Here is a 23,454-nt window from a genome sequence, read left to right on the forward strand (position 1 = left end):
TGTTACATCTCGGCCGAGGTTGACAAATCCGCCGACGGATGCCATACGGCCGGGATTCGTGCGAGGTGGGGGGATCGTATGTTCCGCGGGACGCGACTGGTTGGGCTGCTCGCCGTGCTTTCCGCGGGGTGCGCGTCCGTGCCGCCGCTCGATAACCCGTTGAACGTGCGGCCGGTGGTCGAGAACCCGGCCACCGTGTCGCCGGTGACGCCCGACGCGAACAGCTACGCCGAGGTGTGGGAGCGGGTGATCGACGTGCTGGACGATTACTTCGAACTCAAGTCGCCGTCACGCTACGCCGGGTATGTCGAAACGCAGCCGCGAATCGCGCCGGGGTATGAGCAGTTCTGGCGGCCGGGGTCGCCGGACCGGCGGGAGCGGCTCTACGCCACGCTCCAGACGGTACGGAACACCGCGAAGGTGACGATCTCGGCCGGCGACCGCGGCGGGTACAAGGTGTACGTGGAAGTCTGGCGGGAGGTGTTCGACCTGGCCCGCCCCGACCGCGCCCTGGGCGGGGCCGCGATCTTCCACGACGCGCCGACGGTCGACCGCCGGTCTGAGATCATCACGCAGGAAACGACGTCCAACCGCTCGTGGGTTCCGGGCGGCCGCGACTACGCCTTCGAGCAGCTCATCCTCTCCCGCATCCAGCAGTGCAGCGAGTGCCGGAAGTGACGCCTAATTCTCGTCGATCACCTCGCCGCCGTTGATCGTGATGTACGCCTTCAACGTCGCCTCCGGCAGTTTCGTACTCAGGCTGCGGACGCTGCCGTCGAGAAGCGCGGCCTGGAAGCAATCCGGTTTCAAGTGCTGGCCGAGTTTCGGCAGCTTGCCGTCCGGGTCGAACGGCAGGTCTTCCGGCTTCGTCCAGACGACCGGGTTCTGGGCTTCGACGCAGAAAATGGTGTTCACTGTCCCGTCGGTGATGGCCACCGGGAATTTGATCCCCCGATTCTCCCCTTCGAGGAATAGAGGGCGGGTGATCTGATCCTTCTTGCCTACGAAGCCCTGATAGAACGTCATTCCCGCATCCTTCGTCTTCACGCCCGGCATCGCGTACACCGCCGGCATCTTTTCGATGAGCTTCTTGTTGTTCTCGCTATCCCACGGCTCGTCGAGTTTGAACTGACTGTAGAGTTGCTGTTGTTCGAGGTACGGGAGCAAGTGAACGCGCCAACTCAGCAGCGACTTGCCGTCCTTGTCCACGACGTTGCTCACGCCGAAACTGGTGGCATCCGAGTAATTGTGGTACGCGAGGGTGAGTTGTTTGAGGTTGTTCATGCTCTTGGTCTGCAAGGCCGATTCCGTCGTCGCCCCGGGCAGTGCGGTAAGCATCGCCTGCGTCTTTGAGCCGAGGTCGAACCGGCCGGTTAGGACCACGGAGTTATCGACCGGCTTGATGGCAACCTTCTCGATCACGTCGAGCAGGAACAGTTGCAACTGCGCCTCCGTCGTGGTCGGACCGCTACGCTTTATGGACCGCGCGACGTCCTCTTTCATCATCAGCGTGGCGAGGTCTCGGAGTTTCTTCGCCGCTTCCTCACCCTCGGCGGCCCACTGCTTGCCGGCGAACTCGGCTTGCACGGTGAACTCTGCCGCGTCTTTGCCGAGGGTCGCGTGGCCGAAGAACTTGTCGGCCCTGAACAGCGGCAGCAGGTCGTCCGGGAACGGGTCGTTCTGACGGGCGCGTTTGATGGCGACCATGTTTGCGGCACCCGCGCACGGGTGCGTTGCCGCCAACACAATCCCTTCGGTAAGCGGCCCCGTCTCGGCACCGGACTTCAGGAGCGTCAGAGGGTTCGGCAGGCTGGTAAAGTTCTGCCTCCGCCCCTCCGTCTTCCAGAACACCACCGTCCGGTCGTCGGCAAATGCGATCACCGTCTCCCCGATGCCGAAGTAGTACGGCGCGTCGGCCTTCCCGCGCGGTTCCGGCCTCTTTTCGCCGGGCTTGTGCTTCGCCTCCAACTCCTTAACCTCGTCACTGCCGTAAAGTCGTAGCGATTTGACAATCCGGCCCTTGTCCAGCGGTTTCCGGGCCGTGACAAGGAGGATGACTTCCGGCTCGAACCGCTTACTCTCGGGGTCGTTCGGCGAGAGTAACACCGTGGTGAACCGAGCCACGTCTTCGAACTTCAGGCCGAGCACCCGGGCCATTTCAGAATTCACGGCAGACTTCGCCAACGATTCTCGCATGCCGCGGAAAGCCGGATGTTCCCCGAGTGTGGCCACGTCCAGCGAGAAGGCCGCCAGCGCGTCGTTCGGCACGATCGCGAGTTCCTTCGGCAATTTCGGCGGGTCGGCCGCCTTCAGACCGCTGCTCGTGCCAATCAATGCCAAGCTCAGGAGAACGAGGTAACGCATGAGCCGCTCCGAAAAGGGATCGCCGGGATTCCGCTTCCGCCTGTAATCTCATTACACCCGCCCGCGTTGATGAGCGAGCAAATTCCGGGAGACAAACCATGCCGACGGTCGCGGATTTCAGTGCCTATCTCGAACCCTTCGCCCCACTCGCCACGGCCGCGGATTGGGACAACGTCGGCCTGCTCCTCGGCGATGCGACCGGCCCCGCCGACCGCGTGATGACGTGCCTGACGGTGACGCCGGACGTGGTCGCGGAGGCGGTGGCCGACGGCGTGGAACTGATCGTCTCGCACCACCCGATCCTGTTCCGCGGGGCGAAGAAGTTATCGAGCCACACGTCGGACGGCCGGTTGCTGTTACCGCTGATGCGAGCCGGGATCGCGGTTTACTCGCCGCACACCGCCTTCGACAACTGCCCCGGCGGCATCAACGACGGCCTCTGCCGGCGGTTGGAGATCACCAAGGCCGTGCCGCTGCGGCCGCGCGAGGCGGCGAAGAAGTCGAAGCTCGTCGTCTTCGTGCCGGACGCGGACTTGTCGAAGGTTTCGGACGCCCTCTTCGCGGCCGGGGCAGGTCGCATCGGGCAGTACGAGCAGTGCAGTTACCGGCTGAACGGCACGGGCACGTTCTTCGGCACCGACGCGACCAACCCCACTGTCGGGGAGAAGGGGCGTCGCGAAGAAGTGGCCGAGTGGCGGTTGGAAGTCGTCGTGCCGGACGCAAAACTCGACGCGGCGTTGGCCGCGATGCGAGCGGCTCACAGTTACGAGGAACCGGCATTCGACGTGTACCCGCTTGCCACCCGGGGCGAAGTTCCGACGGCGGGCGAAGGCCGAATCGGCGACTTGGCCCCAGTAACGCTGGGCGAATTCGCAGAGCGGGTGAAGAAGCAGTTGCGTGCAGCCGTCGTGCAAATCGGCGGCGACCCGACAAGGATCGTTCGCCGTGCGGCCGTCGCGTGCGGCGCGGCCGGAGAATTTCTCTCAGATGCGGTCCGCCGAAAAGCCGATGTCTTCGTCACAGGCGAAATCCGTTTCCACGATGCGCGGACCGCCGAGGCGGCCGGCGTAGGTCTCGTTGTCCCCGGCCACCATGCCACGGAACGGCCCGCGGTCGAGGACTTGGCCGCACAACTCGGCCGAGACTTCCCGACCACCACCGTCTGGGCCAGCCGCCGCGAACGCGACCCGCTGGCCGGCACGGGGTGAGGAACTTTTCGCTCTAGACTGGCCCACCGGGAGTCGGTATTACGCGGTTCACTACGGCCAGGGAGGGCCGCTCTCGATGACTCGCAGCAAACTCGTTGTCGCCATTTTGGTTGTCGCCGGCCTCGCCGCCTGGACCGTCTTCCGCACCGGCAAGACCGCCGGCGCGGCCGAGTCGCAGGCGGCGGTCGTGGAGACTTACGGCGACAACACCGAGGAAGTCGCCCAACACCGCTGGCAGACGAACGCCCCCCGTCACTGGCGGGCGCTCATGGTGAAGCGCTAACGCGACCCGTTAACCTCCGGGTTCACGCAATTCGGCAGCGGCCGGCCTTGAACGCCGGCGAGCAGGTTTTGCGCGCACATCGTCGCCATCGCGTTACGGGTGTCCACCGTGGCACTCGCAATGTGCGGGGCGATCACGCAGTTCGGCAGCGCGTACAGTTCGTGGTCCGGCGGCAGCGGTTCCGGGTCGGTCACGTCCAGCCCGGCCGCGAAGATCGTGCCGGTTCGCAGGGCGTTCGCGAGTGCGGACTGGTTGACGTGCGGCCCGCGGGCGGTGTTGACGAACACGACCGTTCGCTTCATCTTGGCGAACTCCTTCTCGCCAAACATCCCCTTCGTCGTCGGGTTCAGGTCCGCGTGGACGGACACGAAATCCACCTCCGCCAACAACGTGTCGAGATCGACGTGCCTCGCCTTCAACTCGGCGTCGGCCTCCGGTTTCGGGTTGCGGGCGGTGTAGAGCACCTTCATTCCCCAGCCGTGGTGGAGTCGCTTTGCCGTGGCGAAGCCGATGCGGCCCATGCCGACGATGCCGAGCGTTCGGCCGACGAGATCGCAACCGAGCCAGCCGAGTGGTTCCCACGTCTTCCACCGGCCTTCTTTCGCGTCGGTGGCACTCTCACCGAGTCGCCGCGCCGCGGCCAACAGCAACGTCACCGCGATGTCGGCGGTCGCCTCGGTGAGTACGCCGGGAGTGTTGCCGACGGGAATCTTGCGGGCCGTGGCCGCGGGCAGGTCGATGTTGTTCACGCCGACGGCGAAGTTCGAAACGACCTTCAGCTTCGGGGCGGCCGCGAGCAGTTCCGTATCGACCTTGTCGGTGAGGAGCGACACCAGCCCGTCACAGTCGCGCACCTTCTGCCGAAGAACTTCCGGCGACGGCGGCAGTTGTTCCGGCCACACCTCAGCATCGCACGCGGCGGTGATGAGGTTCAACCCTGCGTCGGGGATGCGGCGGGCGACAAACACGCGCGGCTTGGCCATGATCAGTCTCGGAGGGGTTTCGAAAGGCGTCATTCTAGGCAGGCGTGCAAACTCGCGCAGACAGGCGAAGGGGGCGGCGGTATTTTCGCGGGTCGATGAGTCGGTCCCCCAACAGCACGGAGGCGTGAACGTGACCCTGACCCGCTGGAAACTAATGGCCGGTGTGCTCGGCATTTCGATCGTCGGCGTGGTGGCGGTGGCCAACCCGCAGTGCCCGAACATCAAGAAGGATCAAGCCCGCGAGACGGCCCCGCCGGGCCGCATCGTCGCCGTAAAAGGGGCCGAAATCGTCACCGACGTGCCGCCGACCGTCACCCCGCTGACGTTGACCCTCCCAACGACACCGACCGGGATCTTGCCAGACCTCACCCCGATGCCGGTCAGCCAGCCCCCCCTGCCGCAAGTGGCAGTCGGCTCGCCTCCCCTGCCTTACGACCCGCCGCCGGCCTTCAAAGTCGATTTGACTGCCCCGCCCGCTCCTCCCACACCGGCCTTGCCAAAGCTCGAAGTGGCCGCGCCGACACCGGTCCTGCCGAAAGTCGAAGTCACCGCACCTAAGCCGGAACCGGCGAAAGTGGAGCGCGTGGTGGAATTGCCGCTGCCGGGCGTCGTGGCCGCGAAGCCGACGGCCCCGGTTCCCGAATTGCAATTGGACCTGCCGGTCCTGCAAGCCCCGAAACAAGACTGGAAGCCGAGTCTGCCCGACGCGCCGACGCCGAAACTGGCCGTCCCCTCCGAGCCGTCGCCAAGCCGCGTGGTTCTCGACGATCGCCCCGCCACCATTGCCCCGGTCCCGACGACCCCGAAGAAGGTCGAGGCGACGCCGGTGAAGAAGACGACCACCAGCGAAGAATCGGCTGTGCGGGTGATGATCCACCTCGGAACCGGTCAGCCGAAGTTCGACGTGTTGGCCGGCGACGACGTGCTGCTGAAAGCCGTCTGCGACAACGTGGACATCCGCTCGCCGGCCGAGAAGGGGGCGGGCGTGACGCCGCTGAAGGCCGGCGGCAAGGTGCGGTTCAGCGCCCCCGGCTGCGAGGGGACGTGCGACAACCTGACCGTGCTGCCGAGCACCGGCGAGGTGGAACTCGTGGGCAACGTGAAGGTCCACTGCCGCATGGGCAAGGGCGAGACGGAGATCAACGCCACGACGATGAAGTTCAAGCTCGGCTCGGCCCCAGCCTACGCCGTGCCCGAACCCGGCGTTACGTCGGCAACTTTCCGCGATTCGACCACGCGATAAATCCGGGTCCGGGCGATGGGTGAGAAGGCCGGGTTGTCGTTCTCACCCCGTCACAGATTGCCCTGTCGGTTTTTTCGGCACGCGAGAATATCCTGTGCTACGGTTGGATCGTCCGGGGCCTCGGAACAGCCCCGGAGCCTCTATCCCGGCCAGCACTGAATCGCCATGTTCGCCACTCTGCTCCTCGCGTTCGACTGGGTTGAGTATCAGCCGTATTTGCCCTACTTCGTGGGTTGTGTCGTCGCCATTTGCGTCTTTAGCTTCTACGTCGGCCGCCGGGTCGGGAGTAAGCACTCCCGCAAGAACGGGCCGGACGAACACCGGCCCACGGGTTCAGACCCCGGCGATGAGAAGGCGTTCGGCGACCGCCGGACGACGGTCCGCCGCGAAGGTCAGCCCGTACCCGTTCACCTGTCGTCGCCCGCCTTCCACGGCGAGACGCGGTCTGGCTGGGTACTCGATCGGTCCACCGGCGGCGTTCGCGTCACGCTCGACTCGCCCGTCGCGCCCGGTACGGCCATGCAGTTGCTCGCCCAGAACGCCCCGGACACGACGCCCTGGGTGACGGCGATCGTCCGCAGTTGTAAGCCGATCGGCAAGCGGTACGAACTCGGCTGCGAGTTTGAGACGACCCCGCCGTGGAGCGTGCTGCTCCTCTTCGGTTAATCGCTCTTTTCCGGCTTCAAGCTCAACGTCCGGTAGCCGATGCGGGAGGCGAATCGCGCCTTCTGCGCCGGCGTCAACTCTTTCGCGTACCGGTCGCGAACCGCCTCGATCCAGCGTATCTTCCGGTCGCCATAGTCCGTCAGCACGCGCACCAGCACCGGCCCGGTGTGGCAGACGGCACTCCGGATGCCCGCGTCGAGATGGTCCTGGACGAGAATTTCCTGGTACGCCACCCCAACCGCCTGCGCGAAAGCTCGGTAGTCGATCCGGCCGAGTTCCGTCGCCGTCGTCCGCTTATAGGCGGCCTTCTGAAGCATCTGCATGTAATGGTAGGCGTGGTCGTCCAGCACGAATACCTTCACCGGCAACCCTTCACGGGCGGCCGTAGACAGTTCCATCGCGGACATCAGGAAGCAGCCGTCGCCGATCATCGCGGCCACGGTCCGACCGCACGCGGCTTGCTGAGCACCGAGGGCGGCCGGGATCGACCAGCCCATCGACTGGTTGTCCACTGGGTTGAAGTACGTCCGCGGTTGCGTCACGCGAAATGACTCGGCGGCGAGGTGTTCGCTGGCCGTCACGTCGGTGAACAGCATCGCGTCTTCGGGCAGCCCTCGCCGGAGGGCCGCGACGAGGGCGAGCGGGTCAACGCCGCACTTCGCGGCCGGGATCGCCTTCAACTTCGCCTCGTGGTCGGCCTTCGCCTGTCGAATCTTGGCGAGCAAGTGCCCGTCCGTCGGCCGGCGGAGGGTGTCGCCGCAGGTCAGCAACTTACCGAGGAAGAGGCCCACGTCGGCGTGAACGCAGACGTCGGCGGGCATCGCCTTGCCGAGGTTGTTGGCGTTCACATCGACGTGGATGACATGCTTCGGCCGCGGGTTGCCGTAGTAGCCGGTGGACACTTCGCTGAACTTCACGCCGACGGCGAGCAGCACGTCGATGCCGGACTTGTGCGGGTGCAACTTCTCGCGGGCGAAGGCGATCTCGGCCACCTCCGAGGCGTGCGGGCCGTAGCCCCAGCCGACGCCGAGCGGATGGCAATCGGAGATGGCCCCCTTCCCCGACACGCTCGTCGCAACGGGGGCTTGCAGGAGTTCGGCCACGGCCGTCAACGAGCCGCTGAAGTCCATACAGCCGAGGCCGGCGTAGACGCCGACCCGCAACCGCTTGTCGCCGAGCAACGCAACGGCTTGTGCGAAAGCTGCGTCGTCGAACGGCACACCGGCCTCCGCGAGCGGCGGACAGCGGAAGTCGGCCATTTCGATCAACAGGTTGTACGGGATCACGACCGCCGTCGGACCGGGTTCGCCGCACGTCGCGGCCTGGAACGCTTGCCGGATGGCGTTCGGGATCTGCTTCACATCGCAGACGGAATAGACCGCCTTGCACACCGGCTTCAGGAGATCGACCTGGTTCAACGAGTGGACCTGGAACGGTCGAGCCTTCTCGCCGTTGCCCACGTCGCCGACAATCGCCACGACCGGGATCGAGTCGAGGAGGGCTTCGCCGAGACCCGTCAGGGCGTTCGTCACGCCCGGGCCGGGCACGACGCACAGCACGCCCGTCGTGCCGGTCGCCCGCGCGTAGCCGTCGGCCATACACGCGGCCGAGTATTCGTGGGTGACGAGTTGGTAGTGGACGTTGCGGGCCTTCAGTTCGTCCCAGAGTTCATTTTCTTGCGCCCCCGGGATACCGAAGACGCAACCCGTCCCTTCGGCCAAGAGCGTCTCGGCGACGGCTTGAGCGCCGGTTAAGTGTCCGATCACCCAGCCGGGGTGATTTTTCTGCCGCAATCGGTCGAACGGGGCCGCCGTCCCGCGGGAAGCCATCGCCAACCCCGTCGCGACGGCCGCGCCTTGAAACAACCCACGCCGGCTGAAGGGCCAATCCATGATCTACCTCGTTCGCCGTCCGTGGCGAGGAAAAGGGTCGCCGGAGTTGAATCGGGACGCAGGACGGGACGAGTTTGGCCGGTCTGGGAAGGCGGGGCGGATTTGGTCGATGTGCCACCGTCACACCCCGCGCGATCCCCCCGGGGCGGCCGTTCGGGCTTGTCCGGTCCGCGGGCCGTGTCTACTATTCTGGAGCCTCTGCAGTGTTCGTGATGCGTCGGAAATTGTTGGGGACCCTACAAGAACCTGCTACGGGAGCCTTTTTAAAATACACTCGTGGCTCGCAAGCCCATCCTTCCGCTTCGTGCGGAAGACTGTAGTGGGATCCGAAAGACGGGTGTGAGGCTCCCACGATTTTCTTTAGCGGGTTCCTCAAACACGACTCACACGGCACAGGTGGAGGTTTTTCGTTTCCTCTCGGCACCTACGCCGACACTTCTTTTTTTCCGTCTCGTACTTTTTTCGCAGCCACTGTTGCAAACCCGAAACACGTAAGCGATTCAGGCGAACTTCGGCCGGAAATTTTCCCCGCGGCGGCGAAGAAGGAACCCCTTGACCCCTCAACAGCCCTGCCGTGGAGGTGGTGAATTCTGCCTTGCAAAATCGGCAAAATCGAACAAACCCTCGGTGCCAGTGGGGTGTCACCTGAGTGGTTTGGGGCTGATGTTGACTTATTCCCGGATCCGGTTAATCTATGCCGCAGCTAAGGAACATTCTGGTTCTGAGGGTTAGTCGAAATGCCCAGCTCAGTGACCTGCTTTCAGTTGTCCCTTACCTCTCTCTCTCGACCACTGACGGCGTCACGAATTTCTCCCAGAGTTCTCGCGTAAGGCTCGGTTGATCGTTCGATTTGTCCCAGACTAATTAGCACACACTGCCCCGCCGACTCGCAACCCCGTTGCGGTGTCCGACGGAGTATTGTCGAAGCCACGGCCCCGAGGGTCGGCACGTCAGGCCGGGAATGGATTTCCGGCGAGACGCCACGGATGGCGATTCTGACGTTAAGCTCAGTGGTTCGGATCGCTTCCCCACTCAGCACGCTGCCGACTTCGACGGCCTGGACGGAAACCTGGGCAGGGATTCGCCGCAAACAGGTTTCCAAATTGAAACCGCGCCGCCTCGCATGATGTGAGTTGGCGCGGTTTTTTTGTTTCCGCGAACCCGGTTCCGCCCGGAAGAATCGCTAAAGTATCCCAGCGGGCCTGTCAGCGTCAGGACGTACCCACCGGGTTCAGGAGTGCCCTCCATCATGTCGAGCGATTCCCCGTTCCTACGACTGACCGACGATCGTGTCCTGATTCTCGACGGCGGCATGGGGACCAGCCTTCACAAGTACAAGCCGACCGACAAGGACTGGGGGTACGCCCCCAACGGCAAGTCGCTGATGAACCTGTCGGACGCCCTCGTTTACACCCATCCCGAGTGGATCAAGGAGATTCACCGCGGCTACTTCGCGGCCGGGTGCGACGCCGTCGAGACGAATACCTTCAACGCGAACGTCGTCGGCCTCAGCGAATTCGACTTGGTGCCGAAACTCGACGAGATCAATCGCCAGAACATCCGCTTGGCCCGCGAAGCGGCCGACGAGTTCAGTACGAAGACCCAACCGCGGTTCGTCGTCGGCAGCGTCGGCCCCGGCACGAAGATGCCGTCGCTGACCGACCCGGCCATCTACATCGACTTCGACACGATGGCCGAGGCGTACCGACCGCAGTTGCGCATCATGATCGAGGAACGGCTCGACGCCATCCTCATCGAGACGTGCTTCGACATCCTGCAAGCGAAGTGCGTGGCCATCACCGCCATCGAGGAGATGAAGCGCCTCGGCATCCGCATCCCTCTGATGGTGCAACTGACGATCATCGACGCCCGCCAGAAGATGCTTCCCGGCACCGACATTCCGACCGGCCTCGTGACGCTGGAACCGATCGACGAGATCGACGTGATCGGAATGAACTGCGGCGTCGGCCCGGACCTGATGCTCGACGGCATCAAGCACCTCAGCCGGCACTGCAAGAAGAAGCTGAGCGTCCTGCCGAACGCCGGGTTGCCGGAGAATCGCAACGGTGAGACCTACTTCCCGCTCGACCCGGACGGCCTCGCCGACTGGCACGAGCGGTTCGTCAACGAGTTCGGCGTGAACATCATCGGCGGTTGTTGCGGTACGACGGCCGACCACTTGGCCGCGGTCGTGAAGCGTGTCGGCGGCAAGAAGCCAGCCCCACGGACGGTCACGTACCTGCCGATGGTGTCCAGTCTGCAAGGCTCGCAAGAACTCATCGTCGATCAGAAGCCCCTGCTCGTCGGCGAGCGGACGAACACCAACGGCTCGAAGAAGTTCAAGCAACTGCTGGAGAAGGACGACTGGCACGGCCTCGTCGAGATGGCCCAGGAGCAGGAGCGAGAAGGCGTTCACCTGCTCGACGTGTGCGTCGATTACGTCGGCCGCGACGGCGTGCAGGACATGAAGGAAGTCATCAAGCGGTACAACGCCGTGCTGACCAAGCCGCTCATGCTCGACAGCACCGAAGTGCCGGTGATCGAGGCGGCGTTGAAGTTGTGCAGCGGCAAGACGGTCATCAACAGCATCAACCTGGAAGACGGCCGCAAGACGCTCGACCCGAAGACGATCCTCGCGAAAAAGTACGGGGCCGGCCTCGTCGCGCTGACCATCGACGAGAAGGGCCAAGCCGACACGGCCGAGTGGAAGTTCGAAGTCGCGAAGCGCATGTACGACATCGTCGTCCACGAGTACGGCATCCCGCCGACGGACCTGATGTTCGACACGCTCGTCTTCCCGCTGTCCACCGGACAGGAGCAGACCCGAAAGAGCGCCATCGCCACGCTCGAGTCGATCCGCCTCATCAAGCAGCACCTGCCGGGGGCGCTCACGCACCTCGGCCTGTCGAACTGCTCGTTCGGCCTCAACCCGTACACGCGGCAAGTGCTGAACTCCGTCTACCTGCACTACGCCATCGAGTACGGCCTCGACTCGGCGATTCTGCACGCGGCCAAGATCATGCCACTGGCCAGCATCGACGAAAAGGGGAAGGAACTCTGCCGCCGCCTGCTGTTCGACGAGCGCAAGTTCGACGAAGCCGGCAACTGCGTTGAAGACCCGTTGCAGATGCTCATCGAGCACTACGCCGACAAGAAGGGCGTGAAGAAGGAAGCGCAGTCGCTCGGCGAGAGTGCCGAGGAGCGGCTGAAGCAGGCAATCATTCAGGGTCGTCGGGAATCGCTCATCGCCGACCTCGACCTGGCCCGCGAGAAGCACTCGCCCATCGACATCATCAACAAGATTCTGCTCGACGGCATGAAGGTCGTCGGCGAACTCTTCGGCAGCGGGCAAATGCAACTGCCGTTCGTGCTGCAATCGGCCGAAGTGATGAAGGCCGCCGTGGCGTACCTCGAACCGTTCATGGAGAAGGCCGACGGCCAGGAAAAGGGCAAAATCGTCCTCGCCACCGTGAAGGGGGACGTTCACGACATCGGCAAGAACCTCGTGGACATCATCCTCACGAACAACGGGTACAAGGTCTTCAACATCGGCATCAAGCAGCCGGTGGACGCGATGATCGCCGAGTTCCAGAAACAGAACGCCGACGCCATCGGCATGAGCGGCCTGCTCGTGAAATCGACCGTCATCATGAAGGAAGACCTCGGCACGCTGAACGAGCGCGGGCTGAAGCCGCCGGTGATCCTCGGCGGGGCGGCGCTCAACCGGCGGTACGTCGAGCAAGACCTGAGCCGCCTCTACAAGGGGCCGGTCTTCTACGGCGAAGACGCCTTCGACGGCCTGCGGATCATGGACAAGATCGTCTTCCAGAAGCAACGGGCGAAGGCGAGTGCGGCCGTCGGCTACGTCGACGCGGGTGCACAATCGACGCTCGTCGAGCCGACCGAGGACATCGAAACCGCGCCGCCGGTTTCGCGGCCGCCGATCGACCTGCCGCCGCGTGCGCCGAACTTGCCGAAGGCCCCGGACATTCCGAAGCCGCCGTTCCTCGGCACGCGAACCGCGACCGACGTGCCGATGTCGGCGGTGTTCCCGTACTTGAACGAACTGACGCTGTTCAGCACGCAGTGGGGCTTCGTGAAGGGCGGCGTCGATCCGAAGGTGTACGCTCAACAAATCGAGACAACGGCCCGCCCGGCACTCGCGCGGCTGAAAACTCTGTGCCTGTCCGAGAACGTCCTGAGGCCGGCCGCCACCTACGGCTTCTTCCGCGCGGCGGCCGACGGGCAAACGCTGAACGTGTACGCCGAGGACGGCCGCACGGTGTTGCAATCGTTCACCTTCCCGCGGCAGGACTTCGGCGACTTCCTCTGCCTCAGCGACTACGTCGAACCGTTGCACGAGGGCATGCCCATCGACTTCGTCGGCATGATGGCGGTGACGGTCGGCCACGAGGTCACGAAGGTGTGCAACGACCTGCGGGCGGCAAACAAGTACCAGGACTACCTCTTCCTCCACGGCCTCGGGGTCGAGTCGGCGGAAGCGTTCGCCGAGTTCTTCCACCGCCGCATCCGGGCCGAGTGGGGCATCGGTGCGAAGGACTCGCCGACAATCCAGAAGCTGTTCAAGGGCCACTACCGCGGCCGCCGGTACGCCTTCGGCTACCCCGCCTGCCCGCACCTGGAAGACCAAACGGGGCTGTTCAAGTTGATTGACCCGACGCGCGTCGGCATCACGCTGACCGAACAGTTCCTGTTGGAGCCGGAGCAATCGACGACGGCGATCGTCTTCCACCACCCGAACGCGAAGTACTTCAACGTGAAGCGCGGCGGCGAAGTGGAGTTCGAATGATTTTGGCGAGCGGCCCGGCGTAAGCGGACGGTGTCTCGGTCTGAGAGACACGGCCCGCTTACGCCGGGCCGCTCGCTTTGAGTCGGCAAGTGGTGACAACTTCCCGATCCTGTTCTAAACTTGCCACCGACTCCGCCCCCGCCGGTGAACAGCCTTCATGTCCGACGCGGCCATCCACATCAAGAGTCTCCGCGTGCAGTACGGCCGGTTCACGGCCGTCGATAACCTCGACCTCGAAATCCGCAAGGGCGAACTCTTCGGCCTCCTCGGGCCGAACGGGGCGGGCAAGAGCACGACCATCCGCGTCCTGATCGGCCAACGGCGACCGACCGGCGGCAGCGTCAGCGTCCTCGGGCACGACGTCGTTCGCGAGTGGGCACGGATCAAACCGCTGTTCGGCTACGTGCCGGACCGCGAGAACCACTTCGAAGAGTTCACCGGCAACCGTAACCTCGAATTCTTCGCCGAACTGTACGGCGTGCCGCGATTGCGAGTCCGCGAGTGCCTGGAGATGGTCGAACTCGAAGAGGCCGGCAACACCCTCGTCCGCGGGTACTCGCTCGGCATGAGGCGGAAGCTCTTGCTCGCGCGGGCACTGCTCCACAACCCGCGGGTGCTGTACCTTGACGAGCCGACGGCCAACCTCGACGTCCACTCGGCCGAGGTCGTCCACCGCATCCTCCGGGAGCGGGTCTCGCAAGGGGCGACGGTGGTGCTGACGACGCACGACATGGACGAGGTCGAGAAAATCTGCGACCGCGTCGGCATCGTCTGCAAGGGGAAGCTCGTCGCGCTCGACTCGCCGCTTGCGCTCAAGCAGCGGCACACCGAGCGCCAGACCGACGTGATCCTCGCGACCGGCGAACGGCGGACGTTCGACATGGACCGCGACGCGGACCGGCAGGCGCTTGCGGACTTGGTTCGTGCCGGCGCGACGGCCAGCCTCCAGACGCGGGAGTTCGACTTCCACGCCACGTTCCTCAAACTCACCGGGCAGGCCTTCGAGTGATGCGCTTCTACATCCTCCGCGCCCTGGTTCTGAAGGAACTGCACCGGCACGCGGCCAACCGCGGCGGTATCGCCCTCGGCCTGTTGCTGATCGCGGCGGCGGTCATGCTGTCGGTGTTCAACCCGGCCGGGTTCGGCGGCGGCGGCAGTTCCGCGACCGAGGCGGCCAGCACGAGCGTGGTCGGCGGCGTCCAACACTGCTTCGTCTGCTACACCCGCGAAAACTCGGACGTGATCCCGCCGCTCGTGGCCCACCTCGAAAAGACCGTGCCCCCGGAACTCCGCCAGCGGGTCCGGCTCCGCGAGATGAACGCGGACCGCATCAAGGAAGGCGTTTACTACCAGCCGGGCGTGGCGAGCATTCGGTTGAATGCGTACACCGCCGGCGGCCAGCCGCACTTGCGGATCGACGTCTTCCACCCGCCCGGCGACGCGGCCGCGATGGCCCCGTTCGAAAACTGGCTCTGGCGGGAGATGCGGGTCGGCCTTCAGGAGATCGCGGAACAGAAGCTGAAGGCGCTCAAGGTGACGAACGCCAACCTGCCGCCGATCGTGGCAGAGAACGACGACCTGTGGGCCGTGCGCGAATCCTTCGCCGCCCTCCGCCGCGATGCGGACGAGTGGCACGCGGGTATCGTGCCGGAGGTGCAGATCACGCGGGAAGGACTCGGCGGCCAAACGCTGGAACTGCGATCGGCCATCGCGACTGCGCTGGTGGTGTTCGCACTCTACTTCGCCTGCGTATACCTGCTCCCGACGCTGAACTGCGAGGAGCGCGAGCGCGGCGTACTCCTCGCGCAAGCCCTCTCGCCGGCGTCGCCGGCCGAAATCCTGATGGCGAAGTTCCTGTTCTACCCGGTCCTCGGTGGAGCGCTCGCGGCCGTCATCGCGGGCATCTACAAGCCGGCGGTGCTCTCGACGCTGTTCTTCTGGTCCGGTCTGTTCACCGTCGCGGCCGGGTTCCTCGGCATCGGCATGACCATCGCCACCCTCGCAAAGACGCAACGGGCCGCCTTCATGGGGGCGATGTGCTACCTGCTCTCGGTGTCGCTGGTGCTGGTCATCTGTTCGACCAACGGCATTCCGTTCGTCTCGAACCTTGCCCTGGAATACCACGTCCCGCGCGTCCTGCACGCCTCGCTCTCGGGAAGCGTTCACAGTGTTCACTGGCTGCACCTCCTCGCGGCGATGGCCCTGGCCGCGTTTTGGCTGGTGACGGCGGGGTGGCTCTTCAAGCGGCGCGGCTGGCAGTAAAACTGGCAGAACCCAGCCAGTTCGCTCAAGTCTTGAAATTGCCCAAACCTTATCAGCCGGAATTTCTTTTCCCCTTTCGCACTCGTCCCACTCAACTTTAACTTCTCAAGCTGTTCAAATACCCTAAACTACCGATCAGGGTATTCTCCCGATCCGAGGGCAACCATGTACAGTCTGATCATGATGGCCGCAGTGGCCTCTGCTAGTGATACGTCGGCCTTCCACTGGCACCGTCACGGTTGCTCCGGGTGTTACGGTTCGACCGTCGTTTTCGCGGCCCGACCGGCCCCGGTTGTGTACTCCGTTGGATGTTACGGCACGCCCGGGTACGTCGTGGGCGGATGGCAAAGTTACCACGGTTGTGCTGGCTGTACGGGCAGCTGTAGCGGGTGGGGCCCGTCGTTCTACTCGGCCCCGGTCTTCGTAGGCGATTGCGGCGCGTGCTATTCCGCCGTCGCCACCCCCACGGCAACGCCGGGGGCCTCACCATCGAGCGGTGTCGCCAACATTAAGATCGAACTCCCGGCTGATGCGAAGCTCGTCGTTGACGGCCAAACCGTGCCGGGGGCAGGAACGGTTCGCAGCTTCGCCACACCGAAACTGCCCGCCGGAAAGTCGTTTGTCTACGAAATGAAGGCGGAAACGATCGTTGACGGAATCACAGTCCAGGAAGATTTAAAAGTGGTGGTCCACGCGGGCGACCAGCTTGAGAAATCGTTCCCGAAATTGCTCGCCGCCGCGAGGAAGGAATCGCCCACGGAAGTTGCCCGAAAATAATGGACCCTGTTCCGGGGGCGGCGGGGTTGGGGTGGAGCCCCGGCCCCGCCGTTTTTTGTCCTGCCTCAAGTACCCGGACAGTTCCGGTCGAAAGGGATGGTGGGGTTCTGTTCCCAACACGCCGGTTCGGCTAAAATAATCGACGTGTTGTCTGCCAGGACAGCGATACAAGGACCAGGAGAGGCCGACCGTGACTGCCGCACGTTATCTGTTTACCAGTGAATCCGTTTCGAAGGGCCACCCGGACAAGGTGGCCGACCAAATCAGCGATGCCGTTCTCGACTTCTGTTTGACACACGACCCGATGAGCCGGGTGGCCTGCGAAACGCTCGTCACCACCGACCACTGCACCGTGGCCGGCGAAATCACCACGAAGGCCCCGCTGACGCGGAAGGTCGTGGACGCCCTCGTGCGCGATGTCGTGACCGACATCGGCTACGTGGCGAAGGACGACAAGGAGCGGGAAGAGATCGGCTTCACGGCCGACGCGGTACAGGTGAACTGCCTGATCCACTCGCAATCGCCGCACATCAGCCAGGGCGTGGATGTGGGCGGGGCCGGCGACCAGGGCATGATGTTCGGCTTCGCATGCGACGAAACGCCGACGCTGATGCCGCTGCCAATCGACCTGTCGCACCGCCTCGTGGCCAAGCACGCAGAGATGCGGAAGTCGAAGTCGCCGATCGCGTGGCTGCGGCCCGACGCCAAGAGCCAGGTGACGGTCGAGTACAACCCGGACGGCACGCCGAACCGGATTCACACCGTCGTCCTCAGCACGCAACACGATTCGACAGCGATGAGCCGGGCTGACTACTTCTCGGACGACGCCCGCCATCAGATTATCAAGGAACTGATCCTGCCAGTGCTGAAGGCCGACCGCCCGGATCTGATTAAGGGCGAACTCGTGATGGTCGTGCCGGGGTCGTCGCCGAAGCTGGGGGCGAACGACATCGCCTGCCACATCAACCCGACCGGCGCGTTCCTGACCGGCGGCCCGCACGGCGACTGCGGCCTGACCGGGCGGAAGATTATCGTGGACACCTACGGCGGCCGCGGCCGGCACGGCGGCGGGGCGTTCAGCGGCAAGGACCCGACCAAGGTGGACCGCAGTGCCGCCTACGTCTGCCGGTACATCGCCAAGAACATCGTGGCCGCGAAGTTGGCCCGCGAGTGCGAGGTGCAACTCAGCTACGCCATCGGCTACCCGGATCCGCTGAACATCTGGGTGAACACGAACAAGACGACGGCCCCCGGCGTGACCGACGAGAAGTTGGTCGGCCTGATCCGCGAGCACTTCAAGCTGACGCCGAAGGGGATCATCGAAACACTCGACCTGCGTCGACCGATCTACCGCGCGACCGCCGCCCACGGCCACTTCGGCCGCGACGGTTTCCCGTGGGAAAAGACCGACAAGGTTGAAGCCCTGCGGCGTGCCGCGGGAGTGTAATGTAAGAATCAGTAAGGCGAGCGTCGCGGCGTAAGCGCGACGTGTCTTTCGCACAGGAAAGACACGTCGCGCTTACGCCGCGACGCTCGCCGTTGCATTTGCAGACAGGTTTGGCATCACGCCGTCGGCGGGGCGGCTACCGTTAACGGCACCGGGTCGGGCGTGGTCGACCGTGTGAACCGCCGAAGTACGCGGGCGATGAGGTAGATCAACACAACCCACGGCAGTACCACGCACAGGCCGAAGATCACCCACGTCAGGCTGCTGAGCAGGGCCGACGCGCTGTACGTCAGCCCCTTCCGCACCTGCGGCCACACACCGTCGTTGCTCGGCACGATCAGGTCGGCGTTCGACAAGGTAATATCGATGCGGGCCGTGGCAAACTTCCCCTCGGTCGCCGCCGGGTCGCGGTTGGACTGCTGGACGCGGACCGCACCGGCCGCCTTCGCCTTTTCGACCAAGCCCACCGCGGCCGGCAACGGCACGTCGTAGACGAGTTTCGCCGTCAACTTGCCGCTGCGGTCGTGCGACACCTGCGAATCAATCACCCGGCCCTTCGCGTCGTTCACCTGGGCCGTCAGTACGGCGGCCGTCGCCTCCACGTCCGGCACTTCGACCGCCAACGTGGCCGTCTCCCGCGGTTTCAGCCGGGCGGCGTTGAACAGCGTGGTGCGGAACGCGACCTTCGTGTCGGTCACGCTGTCGCTCTCCGGGGCGCGAGAGATCGTCTTGCTCACCACGTCGCCGGCCGCGGCGAGAGCGGCCGTGATCGTCGCTTCTTCCGTGCGTTTCACCTCGAAGTCGAACTGGGCCGACACGTTCTGCCGTTCGCCCTCGCCAACTTGGGCCGTCACCACGCGACCCTTCGCCTTCTCGACCGCGTCCCGCAGCGTGCGGAACGTGGTGACGACATCGGCCGTGGCCACCTGCACGACGGCCGTTTCCCGCGGGGCGACGTTCGCGAGGTTGTAGAACTGCACCTGGAACGTCGTGTTACCGCGCGTGACCTTCGCGTCCTTCACCGGCGGCCCGCCGTCGGCCGTCTGCACTCGGTCGATCTCCAACCGGGCGACCCGGCCGAGTTGCTTCAAGCGATCCCGCAACGGCCCGGCGGCGTCCGGTGAGACTTCGAAGAACAGCAATGCGTTGAACTGCCCGGCCGACAGTTGCTTCAGTTCCGACTTCGTCACGCGGCCCTTCGCCTCGGTGACGGCGTCGATGGCATCGCGAAACGCCTTGTCCACGTCCTCGACTTCGATGCCCGCCTGCACCCGCTCGTTCTCGGTGATGCCGGCCGCCACGCGGATGTCCTTCTCGGCCAGCGTGATCGTCAGAGTGCTGAGGGCCGCGAGGTTCGCGTAGTACCGCAGTTCCCCCTCGTACTCCTCGATCTTCGTCCGCCACACGCCGAGTTCCTTCTCGGCTTCGAGCAGTTGCTTGATCTCGCCCTTGCCGGTCTTGATGATCTCCAAGAGGCGAAGTTCCATCGCCCGGGCCGCCTTCAGTCGGCTTTCCGTGTCGGTGTACTGCTTGGTCACGTCCGAACTGCCGATCTTCTGGCCCTTCAACTCGCCCGCCTTGCCGATCTCCTTGCGAAGATCGAGCACGAGGCCGTCGAGTGCCTCCGGCGGCACGCGGACGACGATGCTCCCCTTCACCTTGCCGTTGGCGAGTTTCTCGCTGTTGACGGTGCCGACGTAGCCGCCCTTGATCTTGGTGACGAGTTGCGTCACCGTCGCCACGGCCGGATCGAAGGAATTGACTTCGAACTCAATGTCGCCGGAGCGGATAATGATTCGGCGTGCCTGCTGAGGGTCATCAACTTGGGCCACAACCGGAGTGGGCTTGGCAGTCACACCTGTGTCGAAGTTGAAGCCTTTGCCCGCCGTCACCGTGCCCGCCGACGACCTGGCAAACTCAACCGGCGTATCCCCACGCCCTGCATATGTGGGATTGGCGTAGTAAGGGGTCGTCCCATTGGTCACGCCAGCCGCGGTCGTGGGACCCGAAGTGGGAACATTGCCCGTATTGCTGGTCCGGCGGGTCTGATCTTCAATTGCAGAGCTGCCGAAGAAATTCTGCGGGACAAAATGCCAGGTGTTCGGGTTGCCGTGCGTGGTGCCGCTCACAATCGCCGGGAGGCCGAGCGCGACCGGGGCGTTCGATTTCCCACCGGCATCGACACTGAAGGAAAGCGAGTCGTCCCAGCGGACGTTTTCCGGAACATTCCCGTTCACGTTGATGCCGCCACTCGGGGCTGCGAAGTGCGGTTGGACATATCTGCTGTACAAGTGCGCGTTGCCAGACGACTTGCCTTCGGTCGGCTTCACGACGAGTCCGTCCAATGCCAAATCCGTCCGACCCAGGGGAAGACTCGACGCGAGTTCGGAATCGAGTCCCTTGTCGACGTTGGTGAGGTCGACCTTCTTACGAGCTTCCAAGTTGTCATGGAGTATGGTCTGCGCGCGAGACAAATCCCTTTCACGCCAAACCCCTACGGTGGCGGTCATCGAGTCGTCGTCTTCGCCTCCCAGAAAGTGCATTGATGATTCGGCTACACTCTCCCTGTTATGTCGCGAATACTTCGCGAACCCTTCGCCCGGCATCGGCAGGCCGCCGTTGGCGATGAGAAAACTGGCCCCGGCGGCAAGACCGCCGAACAGCAGCGATGCGGCCAGTCCCGTGACGATTCGCCGGCGCCAGACGCCGCGGCGGGGTTCGGCAATCGTCTTCGGCGTTCGCAACGCCCGCACGGTGCGGTCTTCCAGCATCGGCCCCGGCCGCACGGAGGCGAAGAGGTTCGCGAGGCCGGCGTCGAACGCCCGTGCCGCTTCGATGGCGGTCGTACATTCGACGCAGTCGCGGACGTGCGTCTGGAAGCGTTCCCGCTCGGCCGCGTCGAGGCCGTCGGCGAGGAAAGCCGCGATCTGTTCTTGAACCCAGGCGTGTTCGGTCATGGCTGGTACCTTCATCGTAAGTCGTCGGGCATCCGCTCGCGGAGCATTTTCAGCCCGCGGTGCAGGAGGCCGCGCAGTGAGCCGTTGGTGAGGCCGAGTTGGGTGCCGATGGTTTCGTAGTCGGCCCCGGTGATGTATCGCATGGTCAGCGGCAGCCGGTACTCGTCCGGCAGCGACCGAAGTACCGCGAGCACTTGCTCCCGGCGTTCGTCGCACTCGACGCCGTCGTCGGCCGGCCGCTCTACCGCCGCGAGCGTCCGCAGTTCCACGTCGGTCCGCGGCGGGGTCGCCCGCTTCTGCCGCAGGTCGTGACGGGCCGCGTCGGTGACGACGTTGTGGGCGATCGCCAACAGCCACGGCCGGAACCCGTCGGGGTTCCGCAGGCGGGCCAGCGAACGGTACGCGAGAAGGAAGGTTTCCTGCACCAAATCTTCGGTGCGGTGCGTATCGCCGACGTCGAGGTAGATGCGTGAGAACACCAGGCGCGAAGTCCGGCGGACGAGTTCTTCGAACCCGCCGCGTTCCCCGCGACTCGCCCGGCGGACAAGATCAGCATCGCTCTCGGTCATCGTGTTCACACTAGAGGAGACGACGACCGGGATGAAAGCGCACGAAAAAAGCCCACCCGTCGCGACGGCTGGGCTTTCGGGGCGTTGTTACAGGATCAGGCGTCTTCCAGGTAGAACAGTACGTCGCTCAGTTGATCGCACGCTTGCGTCAGGTCGCCCCACCGGCGGTCGGTCAGCGCGGCTTGCACCTGATCCGTCAGGCGGCGCAATTCCTCCTGGTCCGGTTCGGCGGCTTTCGCGATGATCCGCTCGGCTTTCTCCAACAACGCTCGCGCCTGAACCGACTCCCGCTGCCCCTCCTGCGGACCGGGGGCGAGCGTCGGCATCTCCGAGAAACCCGGCGACAGCGGTTGTTCCTCGAAGGTCGCTTCTTCCTCTTCGCCGTCCTCCGGGTTGCCCCAGAGGCGTTCGAGGCGTTGCTGCGCGGCCTGCCGCTCTTCGACGGCGAACCGGGCGAGGGCGTTCTCGATCGTGATCTGCTTCACGAGGCCGGTCGTCTTCTCGCGGGCCGACACCTTCAGCACGCCGTCGAGGTTGAGGTTGAGTTCGACCACCAACTGGTTGCCGGCCGGCACGCGAGCCAGGCCTTCGATGAAGAACTTGCCGACGCGGTGGTTCCGCCGCACGTCCATGCTCTCGCCCTGGAAGACGTCGATCTCGACCCGCGGCTGGTTGTCGATGACGGTGCAGAAGATCTCGCTGCGGCCGGCCGGCAGCGGGGTGTTCCGCGTGATGATCGGGGCGAATCGGAACTCGTTCGGGGCGAACGTGTACTCCGTTGGGTGCTCCAGGCACTTGATGCCGAGCGAGTGCGGCGTGATGTCCACCAGCACCGCATCGACCTTCTGCTTCCCGACGATGGCCGCCTGCACGGCCGCGCCCATCGCCACGCACAAATCGGGGTTGATCTCGCGGTGCGGCGGTTGGCCGAGGCGGGCTTCCAACAACCGGCCGATCAACGGCGTCCGCGTGCTGCCGCCGACGAGGACGACGCGCTCGACCTGCGATGCCGTCAGGCGGGCGTCGTCGAGCGACTTTTGCAAGTGGTCCATCGTGCGGTCGATCAACGGCCGGATCAGTTCCTCGAACTGCGGCCGCTCGATTTCCGTGTTGAGGTGCAACGGCACGTCGTCCTTCTCGGCGATGAACTCTTCCTCGATCCGCACGACGGCGTGGTCGGAGAGTTTCTTCTTCGCCTCTTCGACGGCCCTCAGCAACCGGGCACGGCTGACTTTGTTCTCGCGCAGGTCGATGGCGTACATCTCCTGGAACTCGTCCGCGACGTGGTTGAGCAGCAGTTCGTCGAAGTCGTCACCACCGAGTTGCGTGTCGCCGTGGCTGGCGAGCACCTCGAAGACGCCGGCCTCCTGCTGGACGATCGACACGTCGAACGTGCCGCCGCCGAGGTCGTAGACCAGGAACCGCTCGCGCTGCTGTTGCTCGGGGTTGTAAACCAAGGCGGCCGCCGTCGGCTCGTTCAGAATGCGGACGACCTCTAACCCCGCAAGCGCCCCGGCCTCGCGCGTGGCCTGCCGCTGGCTGTCGTTGAAGAACGCGGGGACGGTGACGACGGCCTTCTTCACCGGCTGGTTCAGGAACTTCTGCGCGCGTTCCTTCAGCGTGCGGAGGATCATCGCCGAGATTTCCTGCGGCGAGTAGTCGGTGTCGCCGAGGCGGACTTTGGCGTCTTGGCCCATCTTCCGCTTGATCGACTTGATCGTTCGTTCCGGTGCCAGCCCCCACTGGTTGCGGGCCGGCTTGCCGACGAGCAATTTACCGTCGTCCGACAAGCCGACGACCGACGGCAGGATCGGGTCACCGCCGTCGTCGGGGATCACCGTCGGCCGGCCGTCCACGACGACAGCGACTTCACTGTTCGTGGTGCCGAGGTCGATGCCGATGATCGGTTCAGACATGATTCGTCTCTTAAATCCCGTCTCGCGCAAAGCCGCCAAGACGCAAATCAGAGAAGAAAGAATCTTCTCCTAAATCC

Annotated in this window: 16 protein-coding genes and 1 other RNA gene; 11 read left to right on the top strand and 6 right to left on the bottom strand. The window is 64.6% G+C overall.

Annotated features, from left to right (window positions below):
- Positions 1-78 precede the first annotated feature (78 nt).
- A complete protein-coding gene (locus PX52LOC_RS32890) occupies positions 79-678 on the top strand; it encodes a hypothetical protein (RefSeq protein ID WP_149114048.1) in 600 nt (199 codons plus the stop codon).
- Positions 679-681: 3 nt separating this feature from the next.
- On the opposite strand, the gene PX52LOC_RS43030 is transcribed toward PX52LOC_RS32890, so the two are convergent.
- Positions 682-2,364, bottom strand: a complete 1,683-nt coding sequence (locus tag PX52LOC_RS43030) for a DUF1559 family PulG-like putative transporter (protein ID WP_246173539.1) — start codon at positions 2,362-2,364, stop codon at positions 682-684.
- Positions 2,365-2,462: 98 nt separating this feature from the next.
- Here PX52LOC_RS43030 and PX52LOC_RS32900 point away from each other — a divergent pair, with 98 nt between their 5' ends.
- Both PX52LOC_RS32900 and PX52LOC_RS32905 read left to right on the top strand, forming a co-directional pair.
- Complete coding sequence (locus tag PX52LOC_RS32900) at positions 2,463-3,572, top strand: Nif3-like dinuclear metal center hexameric protein (protein ID WP_149114049.1); 1,110 nt, start codon at positions 2,463-2,465, stop codon at positions 3,570-3,572.
- Between the two features lie 76 nt (positions 3,573-3,648).
- On the top strand, positions 3,649-3,855 hold the full coding sequence (locus PX52LOC_RS32905; protein ID WP_149114050.1) for a hypothetical protein: 207 nt from the start codon (positions 3,649-3,651) through the stop codon (positions 3,853-3,855).
- Here the strand turns inward: PX52LOC_RS32905 and PX52LOC_RS32910 are convergent.
- Positions 3,852-4,838 (bottom strand): 2-hydroxyacid dehydrogenase, encoded by a 987-nt coding sequence (locus PX52LOC_RS32910; protein WP_149114051.1) that lies wholly within the window; start codon positions 4,836-4,838, stop codon positions 3,852-3,854. The genes PX52LOC_RS32905 and PX52LOC_RS32910 overlap by 4 nt on opposite strands.
- 130 nt (positions 4,839-4,968) lie before the next feature.
- Here PX52LOC_RS32910 and PX52LOC_RS32915 point away from each other — a divergent pair, with 130 nt between their 5' ends.
- The gene (locus PX52LOC_RS32915) at positions 4,969-6,081 is read left to right on the top strand and encodes a hypothetical protein (RefSeq protein WP_149114052.1); all 1,113 of its coding nucleotides are present in this window, start codon (positions 4,969-4,971) and stop codon (positions 6,079-6,081) included.
- A 165-nt stretch (positions 6,082-6,246) separates the two neighbouring features.
- Positions 6,247-6,747, top strand: coding sequence for a PilZ domain-containing protein (locus PX52LOC_RS32920; RefSeq protein ID WP_149114053.1), 501 nt, complete (start codon positions 6,247-6,249; stop codon positions 6,745-6,747).
- On the opposite strand, the gene PX52LOC_RS32925 is transcribed toward PX52LOC_RS32920, so the two are convergent.
- Entirely contained in the window at positions 6,744-8,639 is a 1,896-nt protein-coding gene (locus tag PX52LOC_RS32925) for a thiamine pyrophosphate-binding protein (RefSeq protein WP_149114054.1), read from the bottom strand. The two genes, PX52LOC_RS32920 and PX52LOC_RS32925, sit on opposite strands and share 4 nt — an antisense overlap.
- A 192-nt stretch (positions 8,640-8,831) precedes the next feature.
- Here PX52LOC_RS32925 and ssrS point away from each other — a divergent pair.
- From ssrS to metK, 6 genes are all read left to right on the top strand, one after another.
- Positions 8,832-9,046, top strand: a non-coding RNA gene (gene ssrS / locus PX52LOC_RS32930) — 6S RNA.
- Positions 9,047-9,888: 842 nt separating this feature from the next.
- Positions 9,889-13,449, top strand: a complete 3,561-nt coding sequence (metH, locus tag PX52LOC_RS32935; protein WP_149114055.1) for a methionine synthase — start codon at positions 9,889-9,891, stop codon at positions 13,447-13,449.
- A gap of 157 nt (positions 13,450-13,606) precedes the next feature.
- Positions 13,607-14,458, top strand: a complete 852-nt coding sequence (locus PX52LOC_RS32940) for an ABC transporter ATP-binding protein (RefSeq protein WP_149114056.1) — start codon at positions 13,607-13,609, stop codon at positions 14,456-14,458.
- Positions 14,455-15,711, top strand: a complete 1,257-nt coding sequence (locus PX52LOC_RS32945) for an ABC transporter permease (RefSeq protein WP_149114057.1) — start codon at positions 14,455-14,457, stop codon at positions 15,709-15,711. The genes PX52LOC_RS32940 and PX52LOC_RS32945 overlap by 4 nt, the downstream gene beginning before the upstream one ends.
- A gap of 165 nt (positions 15,712-15,876) precedes the next feature.
- Positions 15,877-16,488, top strand: coding sequence for a TIGR03000 domain-containing protein (locus PX52LOC_RS32950; RefSeq protein WP_149114058.1), 612 nt, complete (start codon positions 15,877-15,879; stop codon positions 16,486-16,488).
- A gap of 190 nt (positions 16,489-16,678) precedes the next feature.
- Positions 16,679-17,935 (top strand): methionine adenosyltransferase, encoded by a 1,257-nt coding sequence (gene metK / locus PX52LOC_RS32955; protein WP_149114059.1) that lies wholly within the window; start codon positions 16,679-16,681, stop codon positions 17,933-17,935.
- Between the two features lie 116 nt (positions 17,936-18,051).
- Here the strand turns inward: metK and PX52LOC_RS32960 are convergent, their stop codons facing one another.
- From PX52LOC_RS32960 to PX52LOC_RS32970, 3 genes are all read right to left on the bottom strand, one after another.
- On the bottom strand, positions 18,052-20,892 hold the full coding sequence (locus tag PX52LOC_RS32960) for a DUF4349 domain-containing protein (RefSeq protein WP_168219361.1): 2,841 nt from the start codon (positions 20,890-20,892) through the stop codon (positions 18,052-18,054).
- A gap of 11 nt (positions 20,893-20,903) precedes the next feature.
- Positions 20,904-21,461, bottom strand: a complete 558-nt coding sequence (locus PX52LOC_RS32965; RefSeq protein ID WP_149114061.1) for an RNA polymerase sigma factor — start codon at positions 21,459-21,461, stop codon at positions 20,904-20,906.
- Between the two features lie 95 nt (positions 21,462-21,556).
- A complete protein-coding gene (locus PX52LOC_RS32970) occupies positions 21,557-23,377 on the bottom strand; it encodes an Hsp70 family protein (protein ID WP_149114062.1) in 1,821 nt (606 codons plus the stop codon).
- Positions 23,378-23,454: the final 77 nt, after the last annotated feature.

The organism is Limnoglobus roseus (genome assembly GCF_008254045.1).
Taxonomy (GTDB): Bacteria; Planctomycetota; Planctomycetia; order Gemmatales; family Gemmataceae; genus Limnoglobus; species Limnoglobus roseus.

What these genes read in the sequence shown, in the direction of transcription:
- PX52LOC_RS32890 (WP_149114048.1), top strand. Translation starts at nt 79, where the DNA reads ATGTTCCGCGGGACGCGACTGGTTGGGCTGCTCGCCGTGCTTTCCGCG.
- PX52LOC_RS43030 (WP_246173539.1), bottom strand. Translation starts at nt 2,364, where the DNA reads ATGCGTTACCTCGTTCTCCTGAGCTTGGCATTGATTGGCACGAGCAGC.
- PX52LOC_RS32900 (WP_149114049.1), top strand. Translation starts at nt 2,463, where the DNA reads ATGCCGACGGTCGCGGATTTCAGTGCCTATCTCGAACCCTTCGCCCCA.
- PX52LOC_RS32905 (WP_149114050.1), top strand. Translation starts at nt 3,649, where the DNA reads ATGACTCGCAGCAAACTCGTTGTCGCCATTTTGGTTGTCGCCGGCCTC.
- PX52LOC_RS32910 (WP_149114051.1), bottom strand. Translation starts at nt 4,838, where the DNA reads ATGGCCAAGCCGCGCGTGTTTGTCGCCCGCCGCATCCCCGACGCAGGG.
- PX52LOC_RS32920 (WP_149114053.1), top strand. Translation starts at nt 6,247, where the DNA reads ATGTTCGCCACTCTGCTCCTCGCGTTCGACTGGGTTGAGTATCAGCCG.
- PX52LOC_RS32925 (WP_149114054.1), bottom strand. Translation starts at nt 8,639, where the DNA reads ATGGATTGGCCCTTCAGCCGGCGTGGGTTGTTTCAAGGCGCGGCCGTC.
- metH (WP_149114055.1), top strand. Translation starts at nt 9,889, where the DNA reads ATGTCGAGCGATTCCCCGTTCCTACGACTGACCGACGATCGTGTCCTG.
- PX52LOC_RS32940 (WP_149114056.1), top strand. Translation starts at nt 13,607, where the DNA reads ATGTCCGACGCGGCCATCCACATCAAGAGTCTCCGCGTGCAGTACGGC.
- PX52LOC_RS32950 (WP_149114058.1), top strand. Translation starts at nt 15,877, where the DNA reads ATGTACAGTCTGATCATGATGGCCGCAGTGGCCTCTGCTAGTGATACG.
- PX52LOC_RS32960 (WP_168219361.1), bottom strand. Translation starts at nt 20,892, where the DNA reads ATGACCGAACACGCCTGGGTTCAAGAACAGATCGCGGCTTTCCTCGCC.
- PX52LOC_RS32965 (WP_149114061.1), bottom strand. Translation starts at nt 21,461, where the DNA reads ATGACCGAGAGCGATGCTGATCTTGTCCGCCGGGCGAGTCGCGGGGAA.
- PX52LOC_RS32970 (WP_149114062.1), bottom strand. Translation starts at nt 23,377, where the DNA reads ATGTCTGAACCGATCATCGGCATCGACCTCGGCACCACGAACAGTGAA.